At 48.5% G+C, this 22298-nt stretch carries 15 protein-coding genes; 11 read left to right on the top strand and 4 right to left on the bottom strand.

Annotation, left to right across the window (positions count from 1 at the left end; all coding sequences use genetic code 11):
- Positions 1-192 precede the first annotated feature (192 nt).
- Positions 193-1269: a class I fructose-bisphosphate aldolase gene (locus JNN12_09620; GenBank protein ID MBL7978590.1), complete on the bottom strand. Its 1077-nt coding sequence runs from the start codon at positions 1267-1269 to the stop codon at positions 193-195.
- A gap of 204 nt (positions 1270-1473) precedes the next feature.
- On the opposite strand from JNN12_09620, the gene JNN12_09615 reads away from it, so the two are divergent.
- Positions 1474-2337, top strand: a complete 864-nt coding sequence (locus JNN12_09615; GenBank protein ID MBL7978589.1) for an SDR family oxidoreductase — start codon at positions 1474-1476, stop codon at positions 2335-2337.
- 8 nt (positions 2338-2345) lie between these two features.
- Here JNN12_09615 and JNN12_09610 read toward each other — a convergent pair whose 3' ends face one another.
- From JNN12_09610 to JNN12_09600, 3 genes are read right to left on the bottom strand one after another with little or no spacing between them, the layout of a single operon-like run.
- A complete protein-coding gene (locus JNN12_09610) occupies positions 2346-3491 on the bottom strand; it encodes a hypothetical protein (protein ID MBL7978588.1) in 1146 nt (381 codons plus the stop codon).
- Positions 3492-3503: 12 nt separating this feature from the next.
- Positions 3504-4406: a M56 family metallopeptidase gene (locus tag JNN12_09605; GenBank protein ID MBL7978587.1), complete on the bottom strand. Its 903-nt coding sequence runs from the start codon at positions 4404-4406 to the stop codon at positions 3504-3506.
- Positions 4403-4792, bottom strand: a complete 390-nt coding sequence (locus tag JNN12_09600; GenBank protein MBL7978586.1) for a BlaI/MecI/CopY family transcriptional regulator — start codon at positions 4790-4792, stop codon at positions 4403-4405. The genes JNN12_09605 and JNN12_09600 overlap by 4 nt, the downstream gene beginning before the upstream one ends.
- 167 nt (positions 4793-4959) lie before the next feature.
- Here JNN12_09600 and JNN12_09595 point away from each other — a divergent pair, with 167 nt between their 5' ends.
- The 10 genes from JNN12_09595 (at position 4960) to pckA (ending at position 22210) form a co-directional block, all read left to right on the top strand.
- On the top strand, positions 4960-6036 hold the full coding sequence (locus JNN12_09595; GenBank protein MBL7978585.1) for an MBL fold metallo-hydrolase: 1077 nt from the start codon (positions 4960-4962) through the stop codon (positions 6034-6036).
- Positions 6037-6221: 185 nt separating this feature from the next.
- The gene (gene sucD, locus JNN12_09590; protein ID MBL7978584.1) at positions 6222-7091 is read left to right on the top strand and encodes a succinate--CoA ligase subunit alpha; all 870 of its coding nucleotides are present in this window, start codon (positions 6222-6224) and stop codon (positions 7089-7091) included.
- A gap of 52 nt (positions 7092-7143) precedes the next feature.
- On the top strand, positions 7144-7773 hold the full coding sequence (locus tag JNN12_09585) for a YihA family ribosome biogenesis GTP-binding protein (protein MBL7978583.1): 630 nt from the start codon (positions 7144-7146) through the stop codon (positions 7771-7773).
- Positions 7774-7813: 40 nt separating this feature from the next.
- On the top strand, positions 7814-9403 hold the full coding sequence (locus tag JNN12_09580) for a phosphoglycerate dehydrogenase (protein ID MBL7978582.1): 1590 nt from the start codon (positions 7814-7816) through the stop codon (positions 9401-9403).
- Positions 9404-10121: 718 nt separating this feature from the next.
- On the top strand, positions 10122-13502 hold the full coding sequence (locus JNN12_09575) for a TonB-dependent receptor (GenBank protein ID MBL7978581.1): 3381 nt from the start codon (positions 10122-10124) through the stop codon (positions 13500-13502).
- Between the two features lie 76 nt (positions 13503-13578).
- The gene (locus JNN12_09570; protein ID MBL7978580.1) at positions 13579-16845 is read left to right on the top strand and encodes a T9SS type A sorting domain-containing protein; all 3267 of its coding nucleotides are present in this window, start codon (positions 13579-13581) and stop codon (positions 16843-16845) included.
- 40 nt (positions 16846-16885) lie between these two features.
- The gene (locus JNN12_09565; protein MBL7978579.1) at positions 16886-17908 is read left to right on the top strand and encodes a PorV/PorQ family protein; all 1023 of its coding nucleotides are present in this window, start codon (positions 16886-16888) and stop codon (positions 17906-17908) included.
- A 213-nt stretch (positions 17909-18121) separates the two neighbouring features.
- A complete protein-coding gene (locus JNN12_09560; GenBank protein MBL7978578.1) occupies positions 18122-19156 on the top strand; it encodes a histone deacetylase in 1035 nt (344 codons plus the stop codon).
- A 31-nt stretch (positions 19157-19187) separates the two neighbouring features.
- Complete coding sequence (locus JNN12_09555; protein MBL7978577.1) at positions 19188-20558, top strand: tryptophanase; 1371 nt, start codon at positions 19188-19190, stop codon at positions 20556-20558.
- A gap of 65 nt (positions 20559-20623) precedes the next feature.
- The gene (pckA, locus tag JNN12_09550) at positions 20624-22210 is read left to right on the top strand and encodes a phosphoenolpyruvate carboxykinase (ATP) (GenBank protein ID MBL7978576.1); all 1587 of its coding nucleotides are present in this window, start codon (positions 20624-20626) and stop codon (positions 22208-22210) included.
- The last annotated feature ends 88 nt before the right edge of the window (positions 22211-22298 follow it).

The following is a 22298-nucleotide window of genomic DNA, read 5'->3' as shown; positions in this document are numbered from 1 at the left end:
CAAAATCATCTATTGAAAGCAGCCTATGAACAAAGGAAGTAAACATGGTTACGCTGTCAGGAATAGGGCCCTTCTGTGTGTAATACTAGAAGATACGATAAAATAGGGCTTGTTGCGTCGTCAATGGGAGAGGATAACATAAAAGCCCCCGCCAACAAGGAACGGGGGCCAAAGCGTTGAAGATATCCGTACTTATGCAATGCTTACGGATTCGTCTAAGAAGACATCTTGAATGGCATTCAGTATCCCGACCCCCTCATTCATGGGGCGTTGGAAGGCTTTTCTGCCGGAAATAAGTCCCATTCCGCCAGCACGTTTGTTAACAACAGCGGTAATAACGGCCTCTTGCAAGTCATTGGAGCCAGAGCCGCCGCCGGAGTTGATGAGGCCGATGCGGCCCATGTAGCCATTGGCCACCTGATAGCGCGTCAAGTCAATCGGATGATCGCTTGCAAGCTCGGTGTACATCCGCTCGTCTAATTTGCCATAGCTGGAGTTGCCAGAATTGAGGGCTTTAAAACCACCATTACAGTCTGGTTGTTTTTGCTTAACAATATCGGCCTCAATGGTTGCGCCAAGGTGGTTGGCTTGGCCCGTCAGGTCGGCGCCTGTTTCGTAGTTTACGCCATTTACTTTAAAGGCGTTGTTGCGGGTATAACACCACAAGACGGTAGCCATGCCCAGTTCATGCGCATAGGCAAAGGCTTCAGAGACTTCCATTAACTGACGTGTGGATTGGTCTGATCCAAAATAGACCGTTGCGCCAATCGAAACACAGCCCATGTCCCATGCATTCTTGACCTGCGCAAACATTACTTGGTCAAATTTATTGGGATAGGTCAATAATTCGTTGTGGTTGATTTTGAGCATCATCGGGATTTTATGCGCGTATTTTCGTGCTACCGAGCCAAGACCGCCATAGGTGGAGCATACGGCATTACAACCGCCTTCGATGGCCAATTTAACGATGTTTTCGGGATCAAAGTAGATCGGGTTTTTGGCAAAAGAAGCACCTGCGGAGTGCTCAATTCCCTGATCTACGGGCAAAATGGACAGATAGCCCGTATTGGCAAGCCGACCTGTTCCGAACATGGCTTGAATGGAGCGCAGTACTTGGGGTGTCCGGTCACTAATGCCAAAAACGCGGTCAACAAAATCGCTGCCTGGCAAATGGAGTTGTTCTTTACTAATTTTCGGGGCATTAAATCCCAAATAATATTCGGCTTTATCTGCCAGAATAGATTCCGTATTTGCAGGGACTAAACTCATGGATGGTTCATTCTGGTGAATTGGAAAATGGTAACGGATAAAGCTAATTAAAAAGCGAAGCGATTGGGGGTTTATCAAAACGAATTAAACGGGAAGAAAAGCGATTCCGGTTGAAACGACAGTGTCGGGCGACAAACGGAGCAACCTTACGGCGCCCTGGTCGTTCCATTCTTTTATTTCCTTAATCCTCAGATTCTTTCCTAAATGAAAGGCAAAACAATTTTAGTTACGGGCGCTTCGGCGGGCATCGGCGCCGAGTCTGTTAAACAACTGGCGGCGATGGGTGCACAAGTGGTACTGGTTGGACGGAACGAGGCCAAGTGCCAGAGGGTGGTCTCGGAAGTGAGGCAGGCCACGGGAAATGAGGCACTCCATTATTTGCTGGCAGATTTGTCCTCGATGACGGCCGTTCGGCAACTGGCGGATACCTATAAGTCGCGCTTCGACCGTTTGGATGTATTGCTGAATAATGCCGGTGCCATGTTCCTAAAGTATGAAGAAAGTCCGGATGGGGTGGAGCAAACGATTGCGCTGAATCACCTGAATTATTTCTTGTTGACACACGCGTTGTTGGACCTCCTGATGCAAACGCCAGGTGCGCGTGTGGTAAATGTGGCATCAGATGCGCACCGACCGGGCAAAATTAATTTGTCGGACTTGCAGATGAGGCAAGCATATAGCGGCTGGGGGCAGTATTGTAATAGCAAATTGATGAACATCATGTTTACCTATGCTGCTGCTCGTCGTTTAGAAAACAGCGGCGTTACCATCAACTGTTTGCATCCAGGATTTGTGGCCTCCGATTTTGGCGATAACAATGCATCGGGCGCTATGGGTAAACTTTTTGTTGGGGCGTGGCGGTTTGCCAAAAAACTATCCGCCATTTCGGTGGAAAAAGGAGCGGCCACACAAGTATATCTGGCCTCTTCGCCGGAGGTAGTTGGCATCTCTGGGCGCTATTTCAGCAACCGAAAAGCCGTAAAATCGTCTGCCCTCAGCTACGACGAAGTGCTCGGCGAGGCGCTCTGGTCCAAGACAGAAGTCCTTGCAGGGGTGGAATGGGCCTAAGCACTGGCTTAGAATTCCCTCCTCTCGAAATAGACGGGCATTCTGAAGCCGCCTATCCGACAGTTCTGTTCGGCAAATGTTGGGGCTTCCTTTAGCTGTTCCCGACAAGCCGCTTGCTCACGGTGAATTTCGTCTTTACGATAAGAAGTGGATGGAATAAGCGTAAACCAGATGGTTCCGGTCTCTGTTAATAGGATATTTTCGGAAGTGGTGATTTGGAGTAAGCCCACAGCCGTCTGGACGCGCAACCTGTTGCCTTCCACTTGTGCAGATTGTGTTGCATTTTTAAAAGGATGTAAAGAGAATTGGAATAATCCATAGGTTTCCAGACCCATCAAGGATAATATGTCATGATCTTTTGTATGGATTGTGTCCAAAGAACGATTGTTTATGGATTGCGTATGGCTTAAGAACATGGGTGGTGGTATTACTAGGTTTTCCAATTGGATTGTTGGACGAGAAAAGGTTAAGCCTGGCTTTGGTCTGGTTGCATATAAGGTTTCGTACCGATTGATGTTGCTTATTGAAAAGGTGTATTGATCCCCCTCGAAACTCGTAGCTGTACTCCTATATGATACATTTTTGTATTCGGGAGCTAGACCTAATAGTCTTTCTATTTCATAGCCTATGTCTTGTTTTCCATAAACCAAAATGGGTTTCCCTTGGGCTTTTACCAAAATATCAAATTGTGAGGTCAAGTGTAGAGGTGTATTGGACAGATTGAGTATGAGTTCTTTTCCTTTCACCGTTCCAATAGGTTTTGCATCGGCAAAAGGTTGTAACGAAAAGGTGACCAAGCCTATATCAACCAAGTAGATTACCCCAATTTTTTCTACATTAAACGTTGTTGGGTGGTCGCATACTTGCTTTTTATCTACCCAGCAGGTTAAGTTGGTAAAAACCATAACTGAAGCATAAGGGTCTGGGGGCAAAAAGGTGCTTTTTGCTTTTTGAAGGGAGATGGGCGCTTCAGTTGGATCACCAAAGAAACCAATCAAACCAGCTAATATGATGAGGCTTGTGATGGTTAGCAGCAGGATGGTGTTTCGTTTTTCACGTGGAGAATACGCCCGGTTGGTTGCCAAGTTTTGAAGGCGGGTTTTGAGGTTTTGAGCCGGAGAGAAGGCATAAATGGCAAGCGAGGGGCATCTCATGGAGTATTGGGCTTAGGATGTGATGAATAAGGGGTCTTGGGTTGTGGCGAGTTTGTACAGGTTCGAGGCATAGGCATAAGACGAAACATCTGGGTGGCGTACCACTTCTTCGTCACGAATCAGTTCGCGCTCTGCTTCTAATTGGAGGATAAGGTAGCGCATCATCGGATTAATGGCGAATACGGCATCCAATCCGCGCAAGAGGTATTGTTGTAGAAAGTCGTGATGTCGGATGTGACACAATTCATGCAGGATGGCCAATCGTCGGGCCTCTTCATCGGTGATCAACGTGGTCGGAAGCACAATGTAGGCTTCTGGCCATCCAAAAGTCAGGGGTGTTTCTATGGACTTGGTGTGGGTAAGTACGATGTTTTGAGGGAGTTCCAAAGAATGTATGACGGCCTTTTCTATGTCGGGAGGAAGGTGAAATACTTCTTCCTTGAAACGAGATAAGGCATAATGCTCTCTAAATAGCTGTACAAATCGCATTAAACCAAAAATGACGGCAAAAGCGGTTAGGCACAATATGCCCCAATCCAGTACCAAACGCCAGGAGAAATTGATCGGAGGATTTTGAATATCTGGTTGGGGGATAGACGGTGGTACAGGATTGGGTAGAAAAGGTGCGGGCAAAGTGGGCGCTATGTTCGCAGGAGGCGATGTGGCCTCTATCTTATTTGCTAGATCATTTTTAGAAAACGGAGAAGGGATCCAGGCGACAGCAAGCAGGCCAATCGGTAACAGCAGAATGAGGACGCGCAAAACATGGTAGCGAAAGACCGGATGGCGGGTTCCATGCTTCTGGACAAAGAACCATAAGCTCCATGCCGCAAATGTCCAGGCCAGCATGGGCATCCAAAGTTTATACAGCAATGTTATTACTAAGTCGGCATTCATCTGAAGGGCCTCCGTCATGATTCGTTTTTGCGGATTTGGGCGAGGAGAGATTCTATTTCAGCCCGATCCGCTTCTGAAAAGGTTTCTTGTTTAAAAAGGGTTTGCGCCAAGGCCAAGGGCGAACCATTAAATATCTTTTCCACCACCTCAGAGACCATGGCGTCTTTAAAGGTGTCTGGTTCTATATTCGCATGGTAAACATAAGCTTGGCCACGAGTCGTATAGGATAAGTAGCCTTTTTCAGTAAGCCGTTTCATCAGCGTCATAATGGTGGTATAAGCAACTTCTCGTTGACTTCGGATGCGCTCATGAACTTGGCTTACGGTAGCCTCGCCCAATTGCCATATGGCTTGGAGTACCTCCCACTCGGCCTCGCCTAAAGATTGAAGAATACGTCTTTTCATGTTGTTACTACGTTTGTAGTTTTAAAATACTACACTTGTAGGAGAGATGCAAGTATAGAATGCAAAAAAGTTTCTTGCTCATCTAAAAGGATGGAATAGTTGGGCCTAAGCGGGAAGTGGTGCAACCTTTTGGCAAGAATAAGGTACTGGGTGCAAACAAGAAAAAAATGATGGACCGCAGAGCTTTTATGCGCAAAACAATAAAAGGACTTGCCGGAGTTCTTGGACTGGGTGGTTTTGCTGCTTGGGTGGCAGATCTCACTTTTTCTGCTCCGGGTTATATCGGCCCCAAGAGTGATCATTTTGATGGCACGCACTTCCAGAATCTGGGCGATGTGCCTCAGAAAGGGCTTTGGGATGTGCTAAAGTGGCGTATAAACCGCGAAAATGTGGGGTACTGGCCTGCTTATTCAGAACAGCCCTCTGGGGAGAAACCCCCAAACCGTATAGGCAACGGGCTACGGATTACCTTCATCAATCATGCCACGATGCTGATACAATGGGAGGGCCTCAATATCCTGACAGATCCGGTGTATGCCCGACGGGTAAGTCCTATTTCTTGGTTGGGGCCGGAGCGGGTGCGTCCACCGGGGATTCGCTTTGAGGACTTGCCCCCAATAGACCTAGTACTCCTGACCCATAATCATTACGACCATTGCGATCCTAAGACCTTAGGGCGGCTGCAAAATCGTTTTGGCTGTAAAATTGTGACGACATTGGGCAATGCTGCATTTTTGGCGTCCCAAAATATTCGGAAGGTACAGGAAATGGATTGGTGGGATACGCAAAACTTGTCTAATGTGATGCATCTAACATGTGTGCCCGCACAACATTTTTCCGGACGCGGGCTTTCTGATCGTAATAAAACGCTTTGGGCCGGTTTTGTGTTAACGGTTCAAGAAAAACGGCTCTATTTTGCGGGCGATACGGGATATGGTCCCTTTGTGCAGCAGATTCAAAAACAGTTTCCAGAGGGCTTTGATGTGGGCATCCTCCCCATCGGGGCGTATCGTCCGGAGTGGTTTATGTCGCCAGTCCATGTCTCCCCGGCCCAAGCGGTCCAAATGCACTGCGAATTGGGCATAAAAACCTCCATCCCCATGCACTACGGAACGTTCGAGATGGCTGATGAGGGATTGGATGATCCACTTTTGGCACTGAGCGCCGCGATCGAGGCACAAGACTTAGGGCCGCAGGGCTTCCGCATCCTCAAGGAAGGAGAGGCTGTCTTGTTCATACCGTAAAGAACCCATGTCTCGCGCCGAATGGAGCAAGGCAGTGGTATCATTGAAGCAATTCCACAAACTTTCGCATGAAATGCCGATCTGCTTCATGTTTCTTTCCGGCGCTGTGGCTTAGTTTCCTCTATTCAACAATTTCAACCATAGCGAACATCAATAAAATCACAACCCTATAAGCCCAAAACTGTATGAGTATCCTTGTAGATCGGAATACCCGCCTTGTGGTTCAAGGTTTCACCGGAAAGGAAGGCACGTTTCATGCCGAGCAGATGATTGAGTATGGAACAAACGTCATTGGGGGCGTAACGCCCGGCAAAGGCGGCACCAAACACTTAGATCGCCCAGTGTTTGATACGGTGCAAAAAGCCGTAGAAGCCGAAGACGCCAATACGTCCATCATATTTGTCCCGCCTGCATTTGCCGCAGATGCCATTCTGGAAGCCTTTGATGCGGGCATTAAATTGGTGATTTGTATCACCGAAGGGATTCCGGTCAAGGACATGTTGCCCGTTTATCATTACGGTGCAAAAGTTGGGGCGCGGTTTGTAGGGCCGAATTGTCCAGGCGTTCTTACGCCTAATCAAGCAAAAGTAGGGATTATGCCGGGTATGATCTTTACGCCCGGATCGGTTGGGGTGGTTTCGCGCTCTGGGACGCTTACCTACGAAGCTGTTGACCAACTCACTCGTCGCGGCTTGGGGCAATCTACCGCAGTTGGTATTGGAGGGGATCCTATTATTGGAACCCGCTTCCGTGATGCACTTGAATTGTTTGAGGCCGATGGCGAGACCGAGGCGGTGGTGATGATCGGGGAAATTGGTGGAACCGCAGAGGAAGAAGCAGCCGATTTCATCAAGACGATGACCAAGCCTGTGTTTGCATTTATCGCCGGAAAAACAGCTCCTCCAGGACGCCGAATGGGTCATGCAGGGGCCATTATATCGGGTGGAAAAGGTACCGCCGACGAAAAGTTTGCTATTTTGAAAGCGGCGGGTGCTACGATTGTGGAAAATCCGGCACTCATTGGAGAGACCGTGGCCGCTGCACTAAAGGTTTAATTGTTTTTAGGGCGTATCGGATTCGATGCGCCCCCTTTTTTTATTGCCTATCATGGAAAAACCTCTGGAATTTGCTCCGCAACCGGAAAAATGGGTTGCCAAACGCGACGCACATCTGGAGGTACAGTTTGTGAAAAGCGCTTCCGGTTGGAACGACTTGCCCGAAGATGGCCTTGCCGAATTTGCCTTCATGGGGCGCTCCAATGTCGGAAAAAGTTCGCTGATCAACATGCTGCTGGGACGCCGAGGGCTTGCCCATACCAGTGGTACGCCCGGCAAAACGCAAACCCTCAATTATTATATGGTCAACCAATCCTATTACTTGGTGGACCTACCAGGGTTTGGTTATGCACGGACCTCCAAAACCAATCGCCTGTCTTGGGGGAAGCTCATCACCCGATATTTGAACCAGCGGGAAAACCTGCAAACGGTCTTTCATCTAATAGACAGCCGCCACCCACCTACCGACTTGGATCAGGAGGTGATGGAGTTTATGAAGGGGTTGCCTGTATTATATGTGGTGGTGCTAACAAAAATGGATAAACTCAACCAAAAAGAGCGGCACGCAACACGGCGCGAAATAGACCGGGTGTTGGTGGAAAAAGCCTTGGAGGTTCAAATTATTGAAAGCTCGTCTGTAAAGAAAATAGGACGAGAAGCAATCCTGAACTTATGTATTTAGGGCGATAGCAAAAAATGTATAACGATAATAAGCCAATTTCATGAAACAAAAAGTGATTATCACCGATGCCGTGGACCAAGCATGTGCCACGATGTTGGAAGCAAAAGGGATTCAGGCCGACGTCCGGCTTAAACTTCCAAAAGAGGAACTGAAAGCCATTTTGCCAGAATACGAAGGTTGGATCATCCGGAGTGGAACCAAGATTACGGCAGAGTTGATCGAAGCCGCCACCAACCTGAAGGTGATTGGCCGTGCCGGAGTGGGCGTGGATAATGTGGACTTGGACGCGGCTACCCGACGGGGTGTGCTGGTGATGAACTCGCCGGATGGAAATACCCTCTCTACGGCCGAACATACTTGTGCCATGATGCAATCATTGGCACGACACTTACCACAAGCCCATGCCTCCTTAAAATCCGGCGCTTGGGAGCGGAATAAGTTTAATGGAACCGAGATTTTTGGCAAAACACTTGGTGTAATCGGAGCCGGAAAAATTGGCAGGGCCGTGGCAGAGCGAATGCGGGGGTTTGGCATGAATGTGTTGGCGTATGACCCTATGTTGAATTATGCGGTTGCCGAACGCTTGGGCATTGCTTTGGTTTCTTTAAACGAATTATATGCCCAAAGCGACATCATTACGGTACATACGCCATTGACCGAGGAAACCAATGGTTTATTGAACCGAGAAACATTTGCCAAGTGTAAAAAAGGCGTTCTGGTGGTGAATTGTGCAAGAGGCGAAATCATCAATGAAGCAGACCTTCTTGCGGCCTTGGAGTCGGGTCAGGTGGGTGGAGCGGCCTTAGATGTGTATTCCACAGAGCCGCCAAGCCCCCATTTGCGCCCATTAATTGAACATCCGAATGTGGTCGCAACCCCTCATATTGCCGCCTCTACCAAAGAAGCCCAATTTAAAGTGGCGGAAGAAGTCACTGCTGAATTGATTGAAGCGCTACAAGGGCGCTCCGTCCGGACGTCGGTGAACTCCTTTGCTATTCGTATGGCTGCCCGCAGCGAAGTTCAGTCTTTCCTGAAACTGGCAGAAAAACTGGGTCAGGTGACCGGACAACTGATGGATGGTTCGCTCCAAAAAGTGGTGGTTCGCTGTATGGGGGACGTCCCCAAACGATATTCCGAATTGCTCTCGTTGGCTGTAATGCGTGGCATTTTATCGAAATGGCATAGCTACGTGAACTACATTAATGCTTCGGTGATTGCCCACGAAATGGGGGTGGTGTTCGAAGAACAGCGGAGTGACGATGCCGGAAACTTTACGGAATTGCTCGAAATTACCTTCCATACGTCTTCGGGCATACGTAAACTGGCAGGAACGGTTTTTGTCGGGGAAGATCCGCGAATGGTTCAAATAGACGGGTTCCCGCTCGAAGTGAAGCCAGAGGGCCATATTTTATTTTATACCAATGTGGACCGTCCCGGTATGGTTGCTGCCGTTGGGCGTATTTTGGCAGAAAACCAAATCAATATTGCCACTTTTACCCTTGGACGTTCGGGGAAAGGGGGGGAAGCCATCACGGCAGTATGTGTGGACGATACCATAACAGAAGTGGTAAAAACACAAATTGAGGCCATAGATGGCGTTCGAAATGTTAAAGTAGTCTATGTGCCATAAGGAACGCGCCACCAAACAACAGAAAAGGTTGTCCGTTATTCGGACAACCTTTTCTGTTGGCGTTGACTGAATCGGATGGGCTTTCTGTCTGTGTTTCTTTGGATAAGGCCGATTTTTTTATCCAGATAACGCTTTCAGTCAAAAAATATTTAAGAATTGCACCCAGAGAGGGAGACCATATGGCGATGAGTAGAAATTAATAAATTAAAATATTTAAGTTTAAATAGTGTGATATAGATATGTTTTTGCATTGTAGAAATTCAAAATAGTCAAGCGATTTGTTAAGTAAAAACAAGCTGTTAGCGCTTTCAGCCTTTAATAAGTTGCGGGGACGTAAAATTGACTTGATTTTGAAAGGGAATTTGTTTTTCTTGACATTAATCTTATTGGGTTGCTATATTTGAGTTCGGTAAAAGCCGTCGTATATTGAGGTGTCATGAACCCCACCATTGATCTAAAAACAAAAGTAGTATATGGTAAATGGTTACTGCTGCTCAACATACGTTCCGACCCAAACAGCACACGCTGCCCATAAACATGAAACCAACCGCCGTCTCGTGGCCCGGGATTAGCCCTCCCTGCTCCAAGACGGTTTTTTATCAGCCAACCCTGAAGTGAAACTCACTTTAGCATTCAGCCAAACAAACAACAACCCAAATCATTACCAAACAACCCATTACGGAGGAGGTAGCATATGTCTCGCAAATGGAGTACACTAGTGCTAACACTGCTTTGCCTTCCTTTCCTGGCGTTGGCACAAAACACGGGTAAGATTTCCGGGCGCGTCACCGACGCTGCTGCGGGAACCGGAATCCCGGGTGCCACTGTACAGGTGGAGGGCACTCAGTTGGGAGCGGTAAGCGACGTAAACGGAAACTACTTTATCATTGGGGTACCTGTCGGTTCCTACAATGTGAGAGCATCGTTCGTCGGTTACAAAAACAAAAGTGAATTGGGCGTACGGATTAGTTCCGGACGTACCACTGAACTGAATTTTGCTCTGGTAGAGGAAAATTCAACCGTCACATCCGTTGAAATCGTTTATGAAAAACCATTGATCGCGAAGGATGCCGTTGGGGCAGAAAAAACGATTAGTGGTGAAGACATCCAGAACCTTCCGGTTCGTGGTGTAAACGGTGCCCTCGGCATTCAGGCGGGTATTTCCACAACCGACCGTGGTGGCTCGAATGCCCGCGGTGGTCGGAGTGGTGAAATTGTTTATTTCGTGGATGGTATCCGAACAGGTGATCTGGCCATTCCGCAAGGCGCTATTTCCGAACAGGAAATGATGGTGGGCAATATCTCGGCCCGCTACGGAGATGCCATGTCGGGTGTGGTAAACATCACCACCAAATCTGGCGCCACAAAGTTCTTTGGAACCGTGGAAGGCGTATCTTCCGAGTTCTTAGATCCTTATGGCTATAACTTAGCAGAGGCTTCTTTGGGTGGCCCCCTTGTGAAAGGCAAACTGAGTTTCTTTGCTTCAGGATCCTACACCAACCAATTGGATACCAACCCTTCATGGAAAAAATTCCCGGCTATTCCTGAAGCATTGGTTGCCGAGTGGCAAAACAGCCCACAAGTACTCGCCGTGGTGAATAGTGCAGGTGTTAAATCGTATGTGGACCTACCAGGCGATTTGCCCGACGGCACCCGCATCAAGGTGGATGCAGCAACCCACTTGCCTGTATATGACGGAACCAACTTGATATTTATTGATAAAGCGGGCAACGAAGTCCGTAAAGTAGATATTGGCGCCGACAATAAATTGAACTTAGTTGGGGGAACCGTTGTTGAAATGTGGCGCAAAGGGGAAGTCCTTCCGATTGATCAGTACGAAAAGCGTGCTGCCAGCCGCGACAACTTTGAACGACTAAACCTGCGTGGGAACTTTACTTTTGACGTGACCAAAGCCGTTCGGCTTCGTGTAGGTGGTTCCCAAACTGCCAGCAATACTGGTGGCGGTGGAACAGCGATTTCCAACTACAACTTCTTTACGAAAAACGAGAGCAGCAACCGTCAAGGATTTGCTACCCTTACGCACCGCCTCTCCAACAATACCTTCTATCAATTGCAGTTTGACTATGTAGATGCCAACAGCGTCACCTACAACCCAAACTTCAGCAATAAAGTAGAGGATGCGTTGTTCTACGGTGATATTGATAATGCTGCAAACGCCATGAATGCCAAGTATCGTTCGAGCGTTTCCACGCTTACAAGCGGAGCCTTGACCGATATCGCATTTAATCAAATTGCCAAGGATGGTGTTTTTGCGAGTATTGGCGTAAATGGTTTTTATAGCATGCCGGGTGCATTCTTGCCGAACTATGCCAAGAGCCGTACCCAAAAAACGCACTTCTCGGCTGAAGCCACCACACAGTTGGGTATCCACCAGATTCAGTTTGGTGCCGAGTATGAACAACAAACCCAACGTTCGTATAGCGTAGCGCCCGGTTCTTTGGCCCGCTTGTATGATGATGGCAACGTAGAAGTAACCCTTAAAGACCAAGGTAAAGTTGCCACTTGGAACGATTTGGTCTTTGGCGCCTTAGACAAGAACATCGCCTACTTTGGGTATAACTACCTTGGTACAGAAGAAACCGACTCCGAAGACATTGCCAACTTGGTGGCCATTTCCAAAGATTCCAAATTGGACAAGAGCTATGCCAATACCGCACCTTATCGTCCGATCTTCTTTGGTGGTTTCATCCAAGACAAAATTGAATACAAAGACTTGGTGTTGAACCTCGGTCTCCGTGCCGATATTTTTGACAACAATGCGCTTGTTCTGAAAGATCCGTATGCGTTGGTGGAAATCATCCGCGCCAACGAAGTGGCGAATCGTCCTTCTAACATTGGTGAAGACTTTGGTGTCTTATACAAAGACGGCGACAGCAAACAAGCCATTGTGGGTTATCGCAGTATTGATGGTGACTTCTTTACGGCCAATGGTGAAGCCACAACATTCGTGCAACTCCGTAATGATTTTGGTGCTAAGCACGTTTCTAAGTCGGAAGACATGACTCCGGGTGCGTTTAAAGACTACAAACCTCGCTTGAACCTGATGCCGCGTATTGGGATGAGTTTCCCTGTAACCGACCAAGCGTTGTTCTTCGCCAGCTATGGTGTCACCTCGCAACGTCCAGGTTCTAACTATCTTTCTACGTATGGCTACTTGCGTCTCCAACGGGAAAACTCAGGAAGTTTGGCCAGCAACACCGACCTTGCACCGCCGCGTACCATCGAGTACTCGCTTGGTTTCCGTCAACGTTTGGGTGAGAAAATGGCCGCAACGCTAACCGGGTTCATCCGTCAGCAAAAAGGCCAAGTGGGCAACCGTAAGCTGATCTTCACCTACCCATGGTCGGCCAATGACCAACGTCAAAACGTGGACTTTGCTTCCATCAAAGGGATCGAAGCCGAGGTAGAACTCCGCCGGATGAAGGGCTTCCAAATGAACGTGAATTATACGCTTTCCTTTGCAGAAGGAACGGGATCGGATCCTGCAACTTTCGGTAATATTTCTTGGTTAGGTGGAGAAGACCCATTCTATCCGAACTTCCTTAGCCGGATGAACTTTGACAACCGTCATGCCGTAAACGTTTCCTTAGACTATCGTCTGGGTAAAGGGGAAGGCCCTGAAATCGCAGGGATGAACCTCCTCGAAAACTTTGGGGTAAACGTACTGGGTGTATTTAAAACCGGACGTCCTTACACCATGCGTACCCGTGCAGTAGATGCCATCTCTCCGGGGCCGGAAGTAGCGGGCTTCTTGGTAGGCGGTATTAATAACGGAGAAATGCCACCAACGAGCCGTGTTGACCTTAAGATTGATCGCCGTTTTAGCTTTGGTACGAGCAAAGCTGCAATGGTGGCCTATCTGGAAGTACAAAACCTCTTGAACCAAGAAAATATCTTTGGTGTGTATGCTGCAACTGGTTTGCCAGATTATGACGGATTCTTGATTGAGCCGGATGGGCTTGCCAAGTATCCAGTGGGTAGCCTCCGTCGCGACCAGTATTCCTTGATTGGCAACAACAACCGAGGTGGATACGGCTTGCCGCGCACCATGCGTCTCGGTTTACGCTTCACCTTCTAAGGATCCCTTTGCCATCTGGCCCTGCTTTATGGCAGGGCTTAGGATGGTATTAAACAACTTTTGAGGAGAATCAAAAATGCATTCTTACATCCATAAAGGTCTTTCCTTCTTGGCTATTGTTCTCTGCTTTGCCTTCTTTGCGCCCCGCGCCGAGGCCCAGACCGTAGGGAACTGTGTTAACGGGAAAGCCGAAAAATACTTAGACGTCAACAACGTTCGGGCGCGGATCCTGAACGTAGGGGGCTTGTTCTGGAATGGAGACCCCAACGTTTATACCGTTCCCAAAGGCGGTGCAGCCGAAGCCATCTTTGCTGGAGGGATCTGGCTGAGTGGGATCACCGAGGGAGACAATAAACTCCGTATGGCGGCCGCTACCTATGGAACCTGGGAATTCTGGCCTGGACCATTAGACGCAAATGGAAACCCGCCGGCAGATTGTTCTACCTATGACCGGATCTACAAAGTTTCACTCACCGACATTACAACGTTGAATGAAACAGGGGTGGCTACTTCCGACCTCGCCGAGTGGCCGTGGCAAATTGGTGCCCCTGTCAAAGATGGAGACGGCAATCCGAACAACTACGACATCACAAAAGGTGACCGTCCAGATATGATCGGGGACCAAATGATTTGGTGGGTGATGAACGATGTGGGCAACGCACACAAACGCACCAGTACCGACCCAATTGGCGTAGAAGTTCAAACCACTGCTTTTGCCTTTAACCAAGCTGGTGACTTGGGGAACATGACGTTCTACCGTACCAAGATTATCTATAAAGGGAAGTCTAACCTGACCGAAACGATGCTCTCGTTGTGGTCGGATGTGGACTTGGGCGACTCTTCGGACGATTACCTTGGGGTGGATACCACCCTAAGTTTGGGCTATGTGTATAATTCTGATGAAAATGATGGTGGTGATCATGGCTATGGTGCTGCCCCACCAGCCATAGGGTACGACTTCTTCCAAGGACCCTTGGTGAATGGGAAGCGCTTGGGTGTGACCTATTTCCATTACTTCCTGAACGGTAGCCCAGTATGCGGTGACCCAGCAGCCAGTAGCACGGAGTATCGCTATGCCCAAACGGGTCGTTGCCGAGACGGACGCCGTTTGTCGGCTACGGGGGATGGTTCGAGTGGTAACCCACCATATAGCAACTTTGCGTTTACGGGCGATCCTGTAACGGGTAGGGGTTGGTCGGAAATGAACAACAACGGTGCAGGTGGTCGTTCGCCGAACGGTGACCGCCGCTTTGTGATGTCCACCGGACCTTGGACGATGAAGCCGGGTGAAGTACAAGAAATTGTATATGGCATTGTGTGGGCACGGGCTAAAACGGCTTTAGGTTCTTTGGCTAAATTGCGCCTGGCAGATACCAAAGCACAAGACCTGTTCAACAACAACTTTGTGGCTCCCAACCCACCAGATGCACCTAATGTTACGGTTTCTGCCAATGACGGCCAGATCTTCCTGAATTGGTCTTGGCCTGCCAATAGTGATAACTATTTAGGCAGTTATAAGGAAACCAAGTATGCCTATGACCTCGAAGGTTATATCGTGAAGCAATATGCCACCGAGGTAGATCAAGAAGGAACCGTGATTGCGGTCTATGACAAAAACAATGGAATCCAACGGATTTATGATGTGGACGAAAACGATCCGCTGGCGTCTGCCTTGGTTGTAGCTGGTAGTGATTCTGGTCTCAAGACCTCCCATATTGTGGATGGTGTTATAAACTACCAAAACACCTATTTTGGTGTACAGGCCTATGCCTATAATCCGGCTGGGGTACCTAAAGTTCTTTTGGGTATTGAAAAGCGTGTTGAATTTGTACCCACCGATGCACAGGCATTAAATGGTGGTACCAAACTTCAGGCCAAAGCAGGAGATGTCGTAACCAGTACTTCAGTAGGTTCTTCGACAGATGGTTATGTAACCGCAACCGTAGTTGATCCATTGGCCATTACGGGTGACGAGTACCAAGTGAAGTTCTATAACCACACCATTGGTAGTGCTACCTATAAAACATATGACATCATCAATGTAACCAAAAACAATACGGTCGTTTTTGATGGTAAAAAGGCAGTCGCTACTTTGGGCACGAATGCACCAGAAAATGTGCCTGTCACAACCATTGATGGATTGCAGTTTACGGTGTATGGCGCTCCGAATGGCTTTAAGTCTTTCCAAGTGGTTGCCAATGCTGGTGGGCCTTTGGCTGTACCGGAAATGGGCGCTTTTGCCTTCAACGCATCAGGTTTCCCTTGTCTGGGACCTGCTGGCCAAGCAGATGGAACTTGTTCGCTATCGGGTACACGTGACCGTCCGGCAATCGCCGTTCAACAAAAAGCAACTGGCGCTGGTCTGGGATGGGGGATTCATACGGCAGACAACGGCAGTCGTGCTGCTTACTCTGCATTTACTGCTCGTACGACCCGTGATGGTGCCAGTTGGGGTAAAATTGTACCTTTTGACTTCGAGATTCGCTTTACGGCAGCTGGAGGAAAAGGCGTAGAATTTAACTCGAACAATACAGTCATGGATGTACCATTCGAAATTTGGAACATTGGTTCCGGTACACCTGCCAACACGGCAGACGACGTTCGAATGATTCCATCTATTTTGGAAAACGGACCAAACGGCTTGGCGGCTGGTATTGCAGGTCGTGTAGAAGACAAAATCTTCAATCTATCTGCAGCAGACCACACGATCTCTGGTGGTGCAGACGATCCCTATACCGACGCAATCTATTGGGTGAACCCTACCGATATGACACCGGGACAAGGTGGATATAATGCAACCATAGCAAACGCTGCTGCTGGTGGTGTTTGGAGTTCTGCTCGCGAAGTGATGGCGCGTATGGTCTTGGTAAACTGGAATGGTGGCACGGCAGCGCCTTATGCCCGCGAAATGCCAGAAGTAGGAACGGTATTCCGTATCAACTCTACCAAGCCAAACGTACCGGGTGTGGTGCATAAAATTGCCACGGCGGATAAAAAGACCCTCACTGGAGACGCTACTAACTTTAGCTTGGATCGTATTGGTATCACGCCGAACCCATACAAAGGTGCTTCTGCTTTTGAAACCTCAAACATCAAAGACGAAGTACGCTTTACGGACTTGCCGGATAATTGTACCATTCGTGTGTTTACCCTTGATGGAACGCTCGTGCGCACCCTTTCGCATAACTCGGCGAATGGCTACCTGACTTGGGATATGGCCAACGAAAACGGTTTGCGTCTGGCAAGCGGTATGTACCTGATCCATGTTGATGTACCGAATGTTGGGGAAAAAGTGTTGAAGTTTGGGGTAGTGCGTAAGAAGATCCAATTGTCGGCCTTCTAATCTTTATCCCGGTTTTACCGATTTATAAGGAGAATCTAATATGAAATTGAAATTCATATGTGCATTCCTGCTCCTCTTCCTTGTGTCTAACGGAGCATTTGCACAAGAAGAAGGAACCACAGGATCTATGCACCTTATGGTTCCGACCACCGCCCGTACCATCGGGTTGGGTTCGGTGGCCACCACGGCCGTTAAGGGGATGAACCCCGTAGAGGCCATGGCCAGCAACCCGTCAGGGCTGTCTGACAACACCGGAACGGCTGCGCTGTTCAGCCGGATGAATTATGTGGCCGATATTGGCATCAGCACCTTTGGGGTGGCCCAAAACCTCGGTACACGGAACCTTGCCCTTACCTTTACGGCTTGGAACTTTGGCGACATTGCCCGTCAGACCGAAGCCAAGCCAGAAATTGAAGACGGCGTTACGTATTCGGCAGCAACCTCGGTGATTGGGGTTTCTTACTCACGTCAATTGACCGACCGTATTGCGACCGGGGTTACGTTCAAAGCCTCTAACGAGCGCATTGACGACCTGAGCCAATCTCGTGTCACGATTGATGGTGGGATGACCTATACCGTGGGTGAATCTGGCCTCCGTTTTGGGGTAGCACTTTTGAACTTCGGTCCGAAATCTGCTTTCTCTGGAGACGGTCTGATCCGCTTTAACCGTATTACGAACCAACCAGCGAATGCCGCCCAAACTCCGTTCCGGATTGCCGCAGAAGACTTTGAGTCGCCGGCAGCCCTGAACTTTGGTGCAACCTATACCCGCTCATTGGCTGGTAGTGCCTCTGCGACCTTGGTTGGGAACTTCCGTTCCACGAGTTTAGGTCCGGATGTTTATACGGGTGGTGTCGAGTTGGGCTTCCGTAATCTCCTCTTTGTACGTGGTGGCTACCAAGGCATCACAGGCGGCAACGACAATTCGATGTACACGGGCCTTAGCGCTGGTGCAGGTCTGAACATTGACGTAAGCGGCTTCCAAATGAGTGTGGATTACGCCTACCGCGCAACCAATTACTTTACGGCTCCGCAAACCATCACGGTTGGTCTTAAGTTCTAATCGTAGCGGTTTATCCGAAATAAGGGTGGGTCAGAAATGGCCTGCCCTTTTTGTTTATGGGATTTATCAAACCTCCGTTTATAATTCACTTTAACTGAAAGGAATCTGGGGCAGTGTGCAAAATTCCCTTACACCGTGTTTTTGGGGTTGGCGTATTTTAAGAACGATACACCCATACTTTTCAAATGCTTTATACACCGTTGTATTGAAACCATGAATAAAACCGTTTATACCTTCGACCCTTCGCATGTGGAGCACACCACGCCGGGACACCCCGAACACAAAGGCCGATTGGAGCGCGTTTGGAAAGTACTGGAAGAGACCGGGCTGTCTGAACGTTTAACCCGGTTGGAGACGTCGGAGGCAGATATGGAGCACATTAAAGTGGTTCATAGTACGCGGTACGTGGACCACTTGCATTATATGGTACACCAAGGGCTAAGTTATTTGGATCCCGATACGTATTGTACCCAACATTCATTGGAGGTGGCGCTGCGGGGTGTGGGTGGTTTGCTTAATATTACTGATGCTGTTTTATCGGGTCGTGCAGATAATGGCATGGCCTTGCAACGTCCGCCGGGTCACCATGCGCGCCCACACGCAGCGATGGGTTTTTGCCTCTTCGGGAACGTAGCCATTGCAGCCAAATATGCAAAGCGGAAATTTGGCTTAGAACGGGTTTTGGTCTTGGATTTTGATGTACATCATGGCAATGGTACGCAGGAGATGCTCTATGACGATCCGAATATCTTGTTTATGAGTGTGCATGGCGCACCGCCATTTTATCCGGAGTCCGGATTTATTCAAGAAACAGGGCGTGAGGAGGGTGAAGGCTTTACGGTGAATGTGCCGTTATTGCCCGGTGCGGGGGACGAGACCTACTTGAGTGTGTTTCGTAAGGTTTTTGCCCCTTTGGTGGCCCGTTTCAAGCCAGAAGCCATTTTTGTTTCTGCTGGGTATGATGCGCACTGGATGGATCCGATGGCCCATATGCACCTTTCTACTGCTGGGTTTGATGCGATGATTTTGGAAATCATGGCGTGGGCAGACCAATATGCCGATGGCCGTCTGATTGCCACATTAGAGGGTGGCTACCATGTGAACGCTTTGGCCCAGAGCGTAGCCCATACCCTTACATTGCTGCAAAACCCTGATGCGAGACTGGAAGACCCCTTTGGCTCCTATAAAGACGGCGAAATGCACGCCGAAGAACTAATAAAAAGTATTGCGCATTTTTGGCGCGTATAACCCCAAAAAATGAAGTCCCCTACCCCCTGTTATGAAAACCATTATTGAGCCCTTCAAAATCAAATCTGTTGAACCCATTCGGATGACGTCTCGTGCTGAGCGGGCGATAGCCATCCGCAACGTTCACTACAATGCATTCGGCTTAAAGTCCGAAGATGTCATGATTGATTTGCTTACCGATTCCGGAACCTCTGCCATGAGCGCAGCCCAGTGGTCGGGCATTATGCGGGGTGATGAAAGTTATGCGGGTTCGCCCTCATATTATCGCTTTGAAGAGGCTGTCCGTACATTGATGCCCTTCAAGTACATCATTCCTACACACCAAGGCCGAGCTGCCGAGAAAATTTTGTTCTCGATTGTTGGCGGATCAGGAAAGATCATTCCAAACAACACCCATTTTGATACCACACGGGCCAATGTAGAGTTTTCGGGTGCGATTGGGTTGGATTTGGTGATTGAAGAAGGGAAAGATCCGCAATCCGCGTATCCTTTTAAAGGCAATATAGATGTCTCGAAATTAGCGGCACTTTTGGCCGAGAAGCATGAATCCATCCCACTGGTGATGCTGACCATTACGAATAACTCCGGTGGTGGCCAGCCTGTTTCGATGCAGAATATCCGTGAGACCAAGGCGATCTGCGTGCAGTATGGAAAACCATTGTTTATAGATGCGTGTCGGTTTGCGGAGAATGCGTATTTCATCAAACTCCGCGAAGAAGGATTTGCCGATCGCTCCGTAAAAAGTATTGTTCAGGAAATGTTCTCCTATGCCGACGGTATGACCATGAGCGCCAAAAAAGATGCTTTGGTGAATATGGGGGGGTGGTTGGCCCTGAACGACGAACAATGGGCAGCGGGGGCCCGTAACTTATTGATTATCACAGAAGGCTTCCCAACCTATGGCGGTCTCTCTGGGCGGGATCTGGAGGTGATGGCCATTGGTCTGGAAGAAGTGATACAAGAAGATTATTTGCAATATCGCATTGTCTCTACCGCCTATGTCGGGCAAGCCTTAACCGATATGGGTATCCCCATTGTTAGGCCAGTGGGTGGCCATGCGGTTTATGTGGATGCCAATTCTTTCCTTCCACACATCCCCCCGACCTCTTATCCAGGTCAATCGTTGGTGGTGGCTTTATACGAGATGGGTGGGATCCGAGCTTGCGAAATTGGTTCCGTAATGTTTGGCAAACAGCCCGATGGCACCGAACGGCCCGCAGCCATGGAATTGGTCCGGCTGGCCATTCCGAGGCGGGTTTATACCCAAAGTCATATGGATTATGTGATCGAGGTCTTTGAGGAGATCAGTCGTCACAAAGACCAACTTCCCGGCATGAAAATTACCTGGGAACCACCTATGTTGCGACATTTTACCGCACAATTTGAACCTGAAACCTTTTAATGGTGAAAAGACCAATTAATATATTCCGGATGAAGAGTCCGGACTTGTTACATTAAACCCCTACTATCATGTCATTAGACCTAAAAAAATACGGAATAACCGTTCAAAATGTGATTCGTAATATTGCGCCCGCCGTGTTATACGAAGAGGCCCTTCAATATGAAAAAGGAGCTGGATTTTCAGACACAGGTGCGCTGATGATTCGCTCTGGTCAAAAAACCGGACGTAGTCCTAAAGACAAGCGGATTGTGGTGCATCCAAATAGCCAAGGAAATATTTGGTGGGGAAGCATCAACATTGGAATGGATGAGCACACCTTCGAGATTAACCATGAACGGGCAATAGATTACCTCAATACCCGCGATCGCATATATGTGATGGATGGCTTTGCTGGGTGGGATCCTAAATACCGGATTAAAGTCCGGATTATCTGTACCCGTCCCTACCATGCACTCTTTATGAACAACATGCTGATTCGTCCGACAAAAGAGGAGTTAGAAAACTTTGGCGAGCCAGATTATGTGATTTATAATGCAGGTGCTTTTGGGGCAAACCGATATACCGATGGAATGACCTCGAAGACGAGTGTGGACCTCTGCTTTGAGCGCAAACAATTTGTCATCCTAGGTACCGAGTATGCGGGTGAAATGAAAAAGGGGGTCTTTACCATCATGAACTACATCATGCCAGAACGCGGCGTTCTTTCCATGCACTGCTCGGCAAACGAGGGCAAAGAGGGCGATGTGTCGTTGTTTTTTGGCCTGAGTGGGACAGGAAAAACAACTCTTTCGGCAGACCCAAACCGCTACCTAATTGGAGATGATGAGCACTGTTGGACGGATGACGGGATATTTAATATCGAAGGGGGATGTTATGCAAAAGCCATAGACCTGACGAGAGAAAAAGAACCGGAGATTTATGGGGCCATTAAATTTGGTACGGTATTAGAAAATGTGGTTTTTGATCAGGATACCCATGCCGTAGATTATACCGATACCAGTATCACCGAAAATACCCGTGCGGCCTATCCGATTGAGTACATCCCGAATGCGAAAGTGCCGTCTATGGGCGGTCATCCGAAGAACATTATCTTCCTTACGTGTGATGCTTTCGGGGTCTTGCCACCCGTTGCGCGCCTTTCGCCCGAACAAGCGATGTACCACTTTATCAGCGGTTATACGGCCAAAGTAGCCGGAACCGAAATGGGTGTTACAGAGCCTTCTGCTACTTTTTCGGCGTGTTTTGGCGCCGCTTTTATGGTGTGGCATCCCAGTAAATATGCCGAACTCTTGGCCGAAAATATGAATAAGCATCAAGCTAAGGCATGGTTGGTGAATACTGGCTGGAGCGGTGGCGCTTATGGCGTAGGGGAACGGATGAAGCTCAAAATTACCCGTGCCATCATTGATGCAATTCATAATGGCGATTTGGACGAGGTAGAAGTGGTGGTAGATCCACGCTTTGGTTTTGAAGTGCCAACCACTTGCCCTAATGTACCCAGCGAAGTACTGATTCCGAAAAATACCTGGCAAGATGGCGACGCCTACGAAGCAAAAGCCAATCATTTGGCACAACTGTTCCAAAAGAACTTTGTACAGTTTGCAGAAGGCAGTTCGGACGCGATTAAAAATGCCGGACCGAAGGTGATTTAAACGGTTGCCGTTGCAGGCAGTAAAAAAAGCCAGCGTTTGTTGCAGACGCTGGCTTTTTGTTGGGTGTATGGTCTTTTAAAAATACCGG

This window comes from Bacteroidetes Order II. bacterium, assembly GCA_016788705.1.
In the GTDB taxonomy this organism is placed as follows: Bacteria; Bacteroidota; Rhodothermia; order Rhodothermales; family UBA2364; genus UBA2364.
This window is presented reverse-complemented; position numbering and strand designations above follow the sequence as displayed.

What these genes read in the sequence shown, in the direction of transcription:
- JNN12_09620 (MBL7978590.1), bottom strand. Translation starts at nt 1,269, where the DNA reads ATGAGTTTAGTCCCTGCAAATACGGAATCTATTCTGGCAGATAAAGCC.
- JNN12_09615 (MBL7978589.1), top strand. Translation starts at nt 1,474, where the DNA reads ATGAAAGGCAAAACAATTTTAGTTACGGGCGCTTCGGCGGGCATCGGC.
- JNN12_09610 (MBL7978588.1), bottom strand. Translation starts at nt 3,491, where the DNA reads ATGAGATGCCCCTCGCTTGCCATTTATGCCTTCTCTCCGGCTCAAAAC.
- JNN12_09605 (MBL7978587.1), bottom strand. Translation starts at nt 4,406, where the DNA reads ATGACGGAGGCCCTTCAGATGAATGCCGACTTAGTAATAACATTGCTG.
- JNN12_09600 (MBL7978586.1), bottom strand. Translation starts at nt 4,792, where the DNA reads ATGAAAAGACGTATTCTTCAATCTTTAGGCGAGGCCGAGTGGGAGGTA.
- JNN12_09595 (MBL7978585.1), top strand. Translation starts at nt 4,960, where the DNA reads ATGATGGACCGCAGAGCTTTTATGCGCAAAACAATAAAAGGACTTGCC.
- sucD (MBL7978584.1), top strand. Translation starts at nt 6,222, where the DNA reads ATGAGTATCCTTGTAGATCGGAATACCCGCCTTGTGGTTCAAGGTTTC.
- JNN12_09585 (MBL7978583.1), top strand. Translation starts at nt 7,144, where the DNA reads ATGGAAAAACCTCTGGAATTTGCTCCGCAACCGGAAAAATGGGTTGCC.
- JNN12_09580 (MBL7978582.1), top strand. Translation starts at nt 7,814, where the DNA reads ATGAAACAAAAAGTGATTATCACCGATGCCGTGGACCAAGCATGTGCC.
- JNN12_09570 (MBL7978580.1), top strand. Translation starts at nt 13,579, where the DNA reads ATGCATTCTTACATCCATAAAGGTCTTTCCTTCTTGGCTATTGTTCTC.
- JNN12_09565 (MBL7978579.1), top strand. Translation starts at nt 16,886, where the DNA reads ATGAAATTGAAATTCATATGTGCATTCCTGCTCCTCTTCCTTGTGTCT.
- JNN12_09560 (MBL7978578.1), top strand. Translation starts at nt 18,122, where the DNA reads ATGAATAAAACCGTTTATACCTTCGACCCTTCGCATGTGGAGCACACC.
- JNN12_09555 (MBL7978577.1), top strand. Translation starts at nt 19,188, where the DNA reads ATGAAAACCATTATTGAGCCCTTCAAAATCAAATCTGTTGAACCCATT.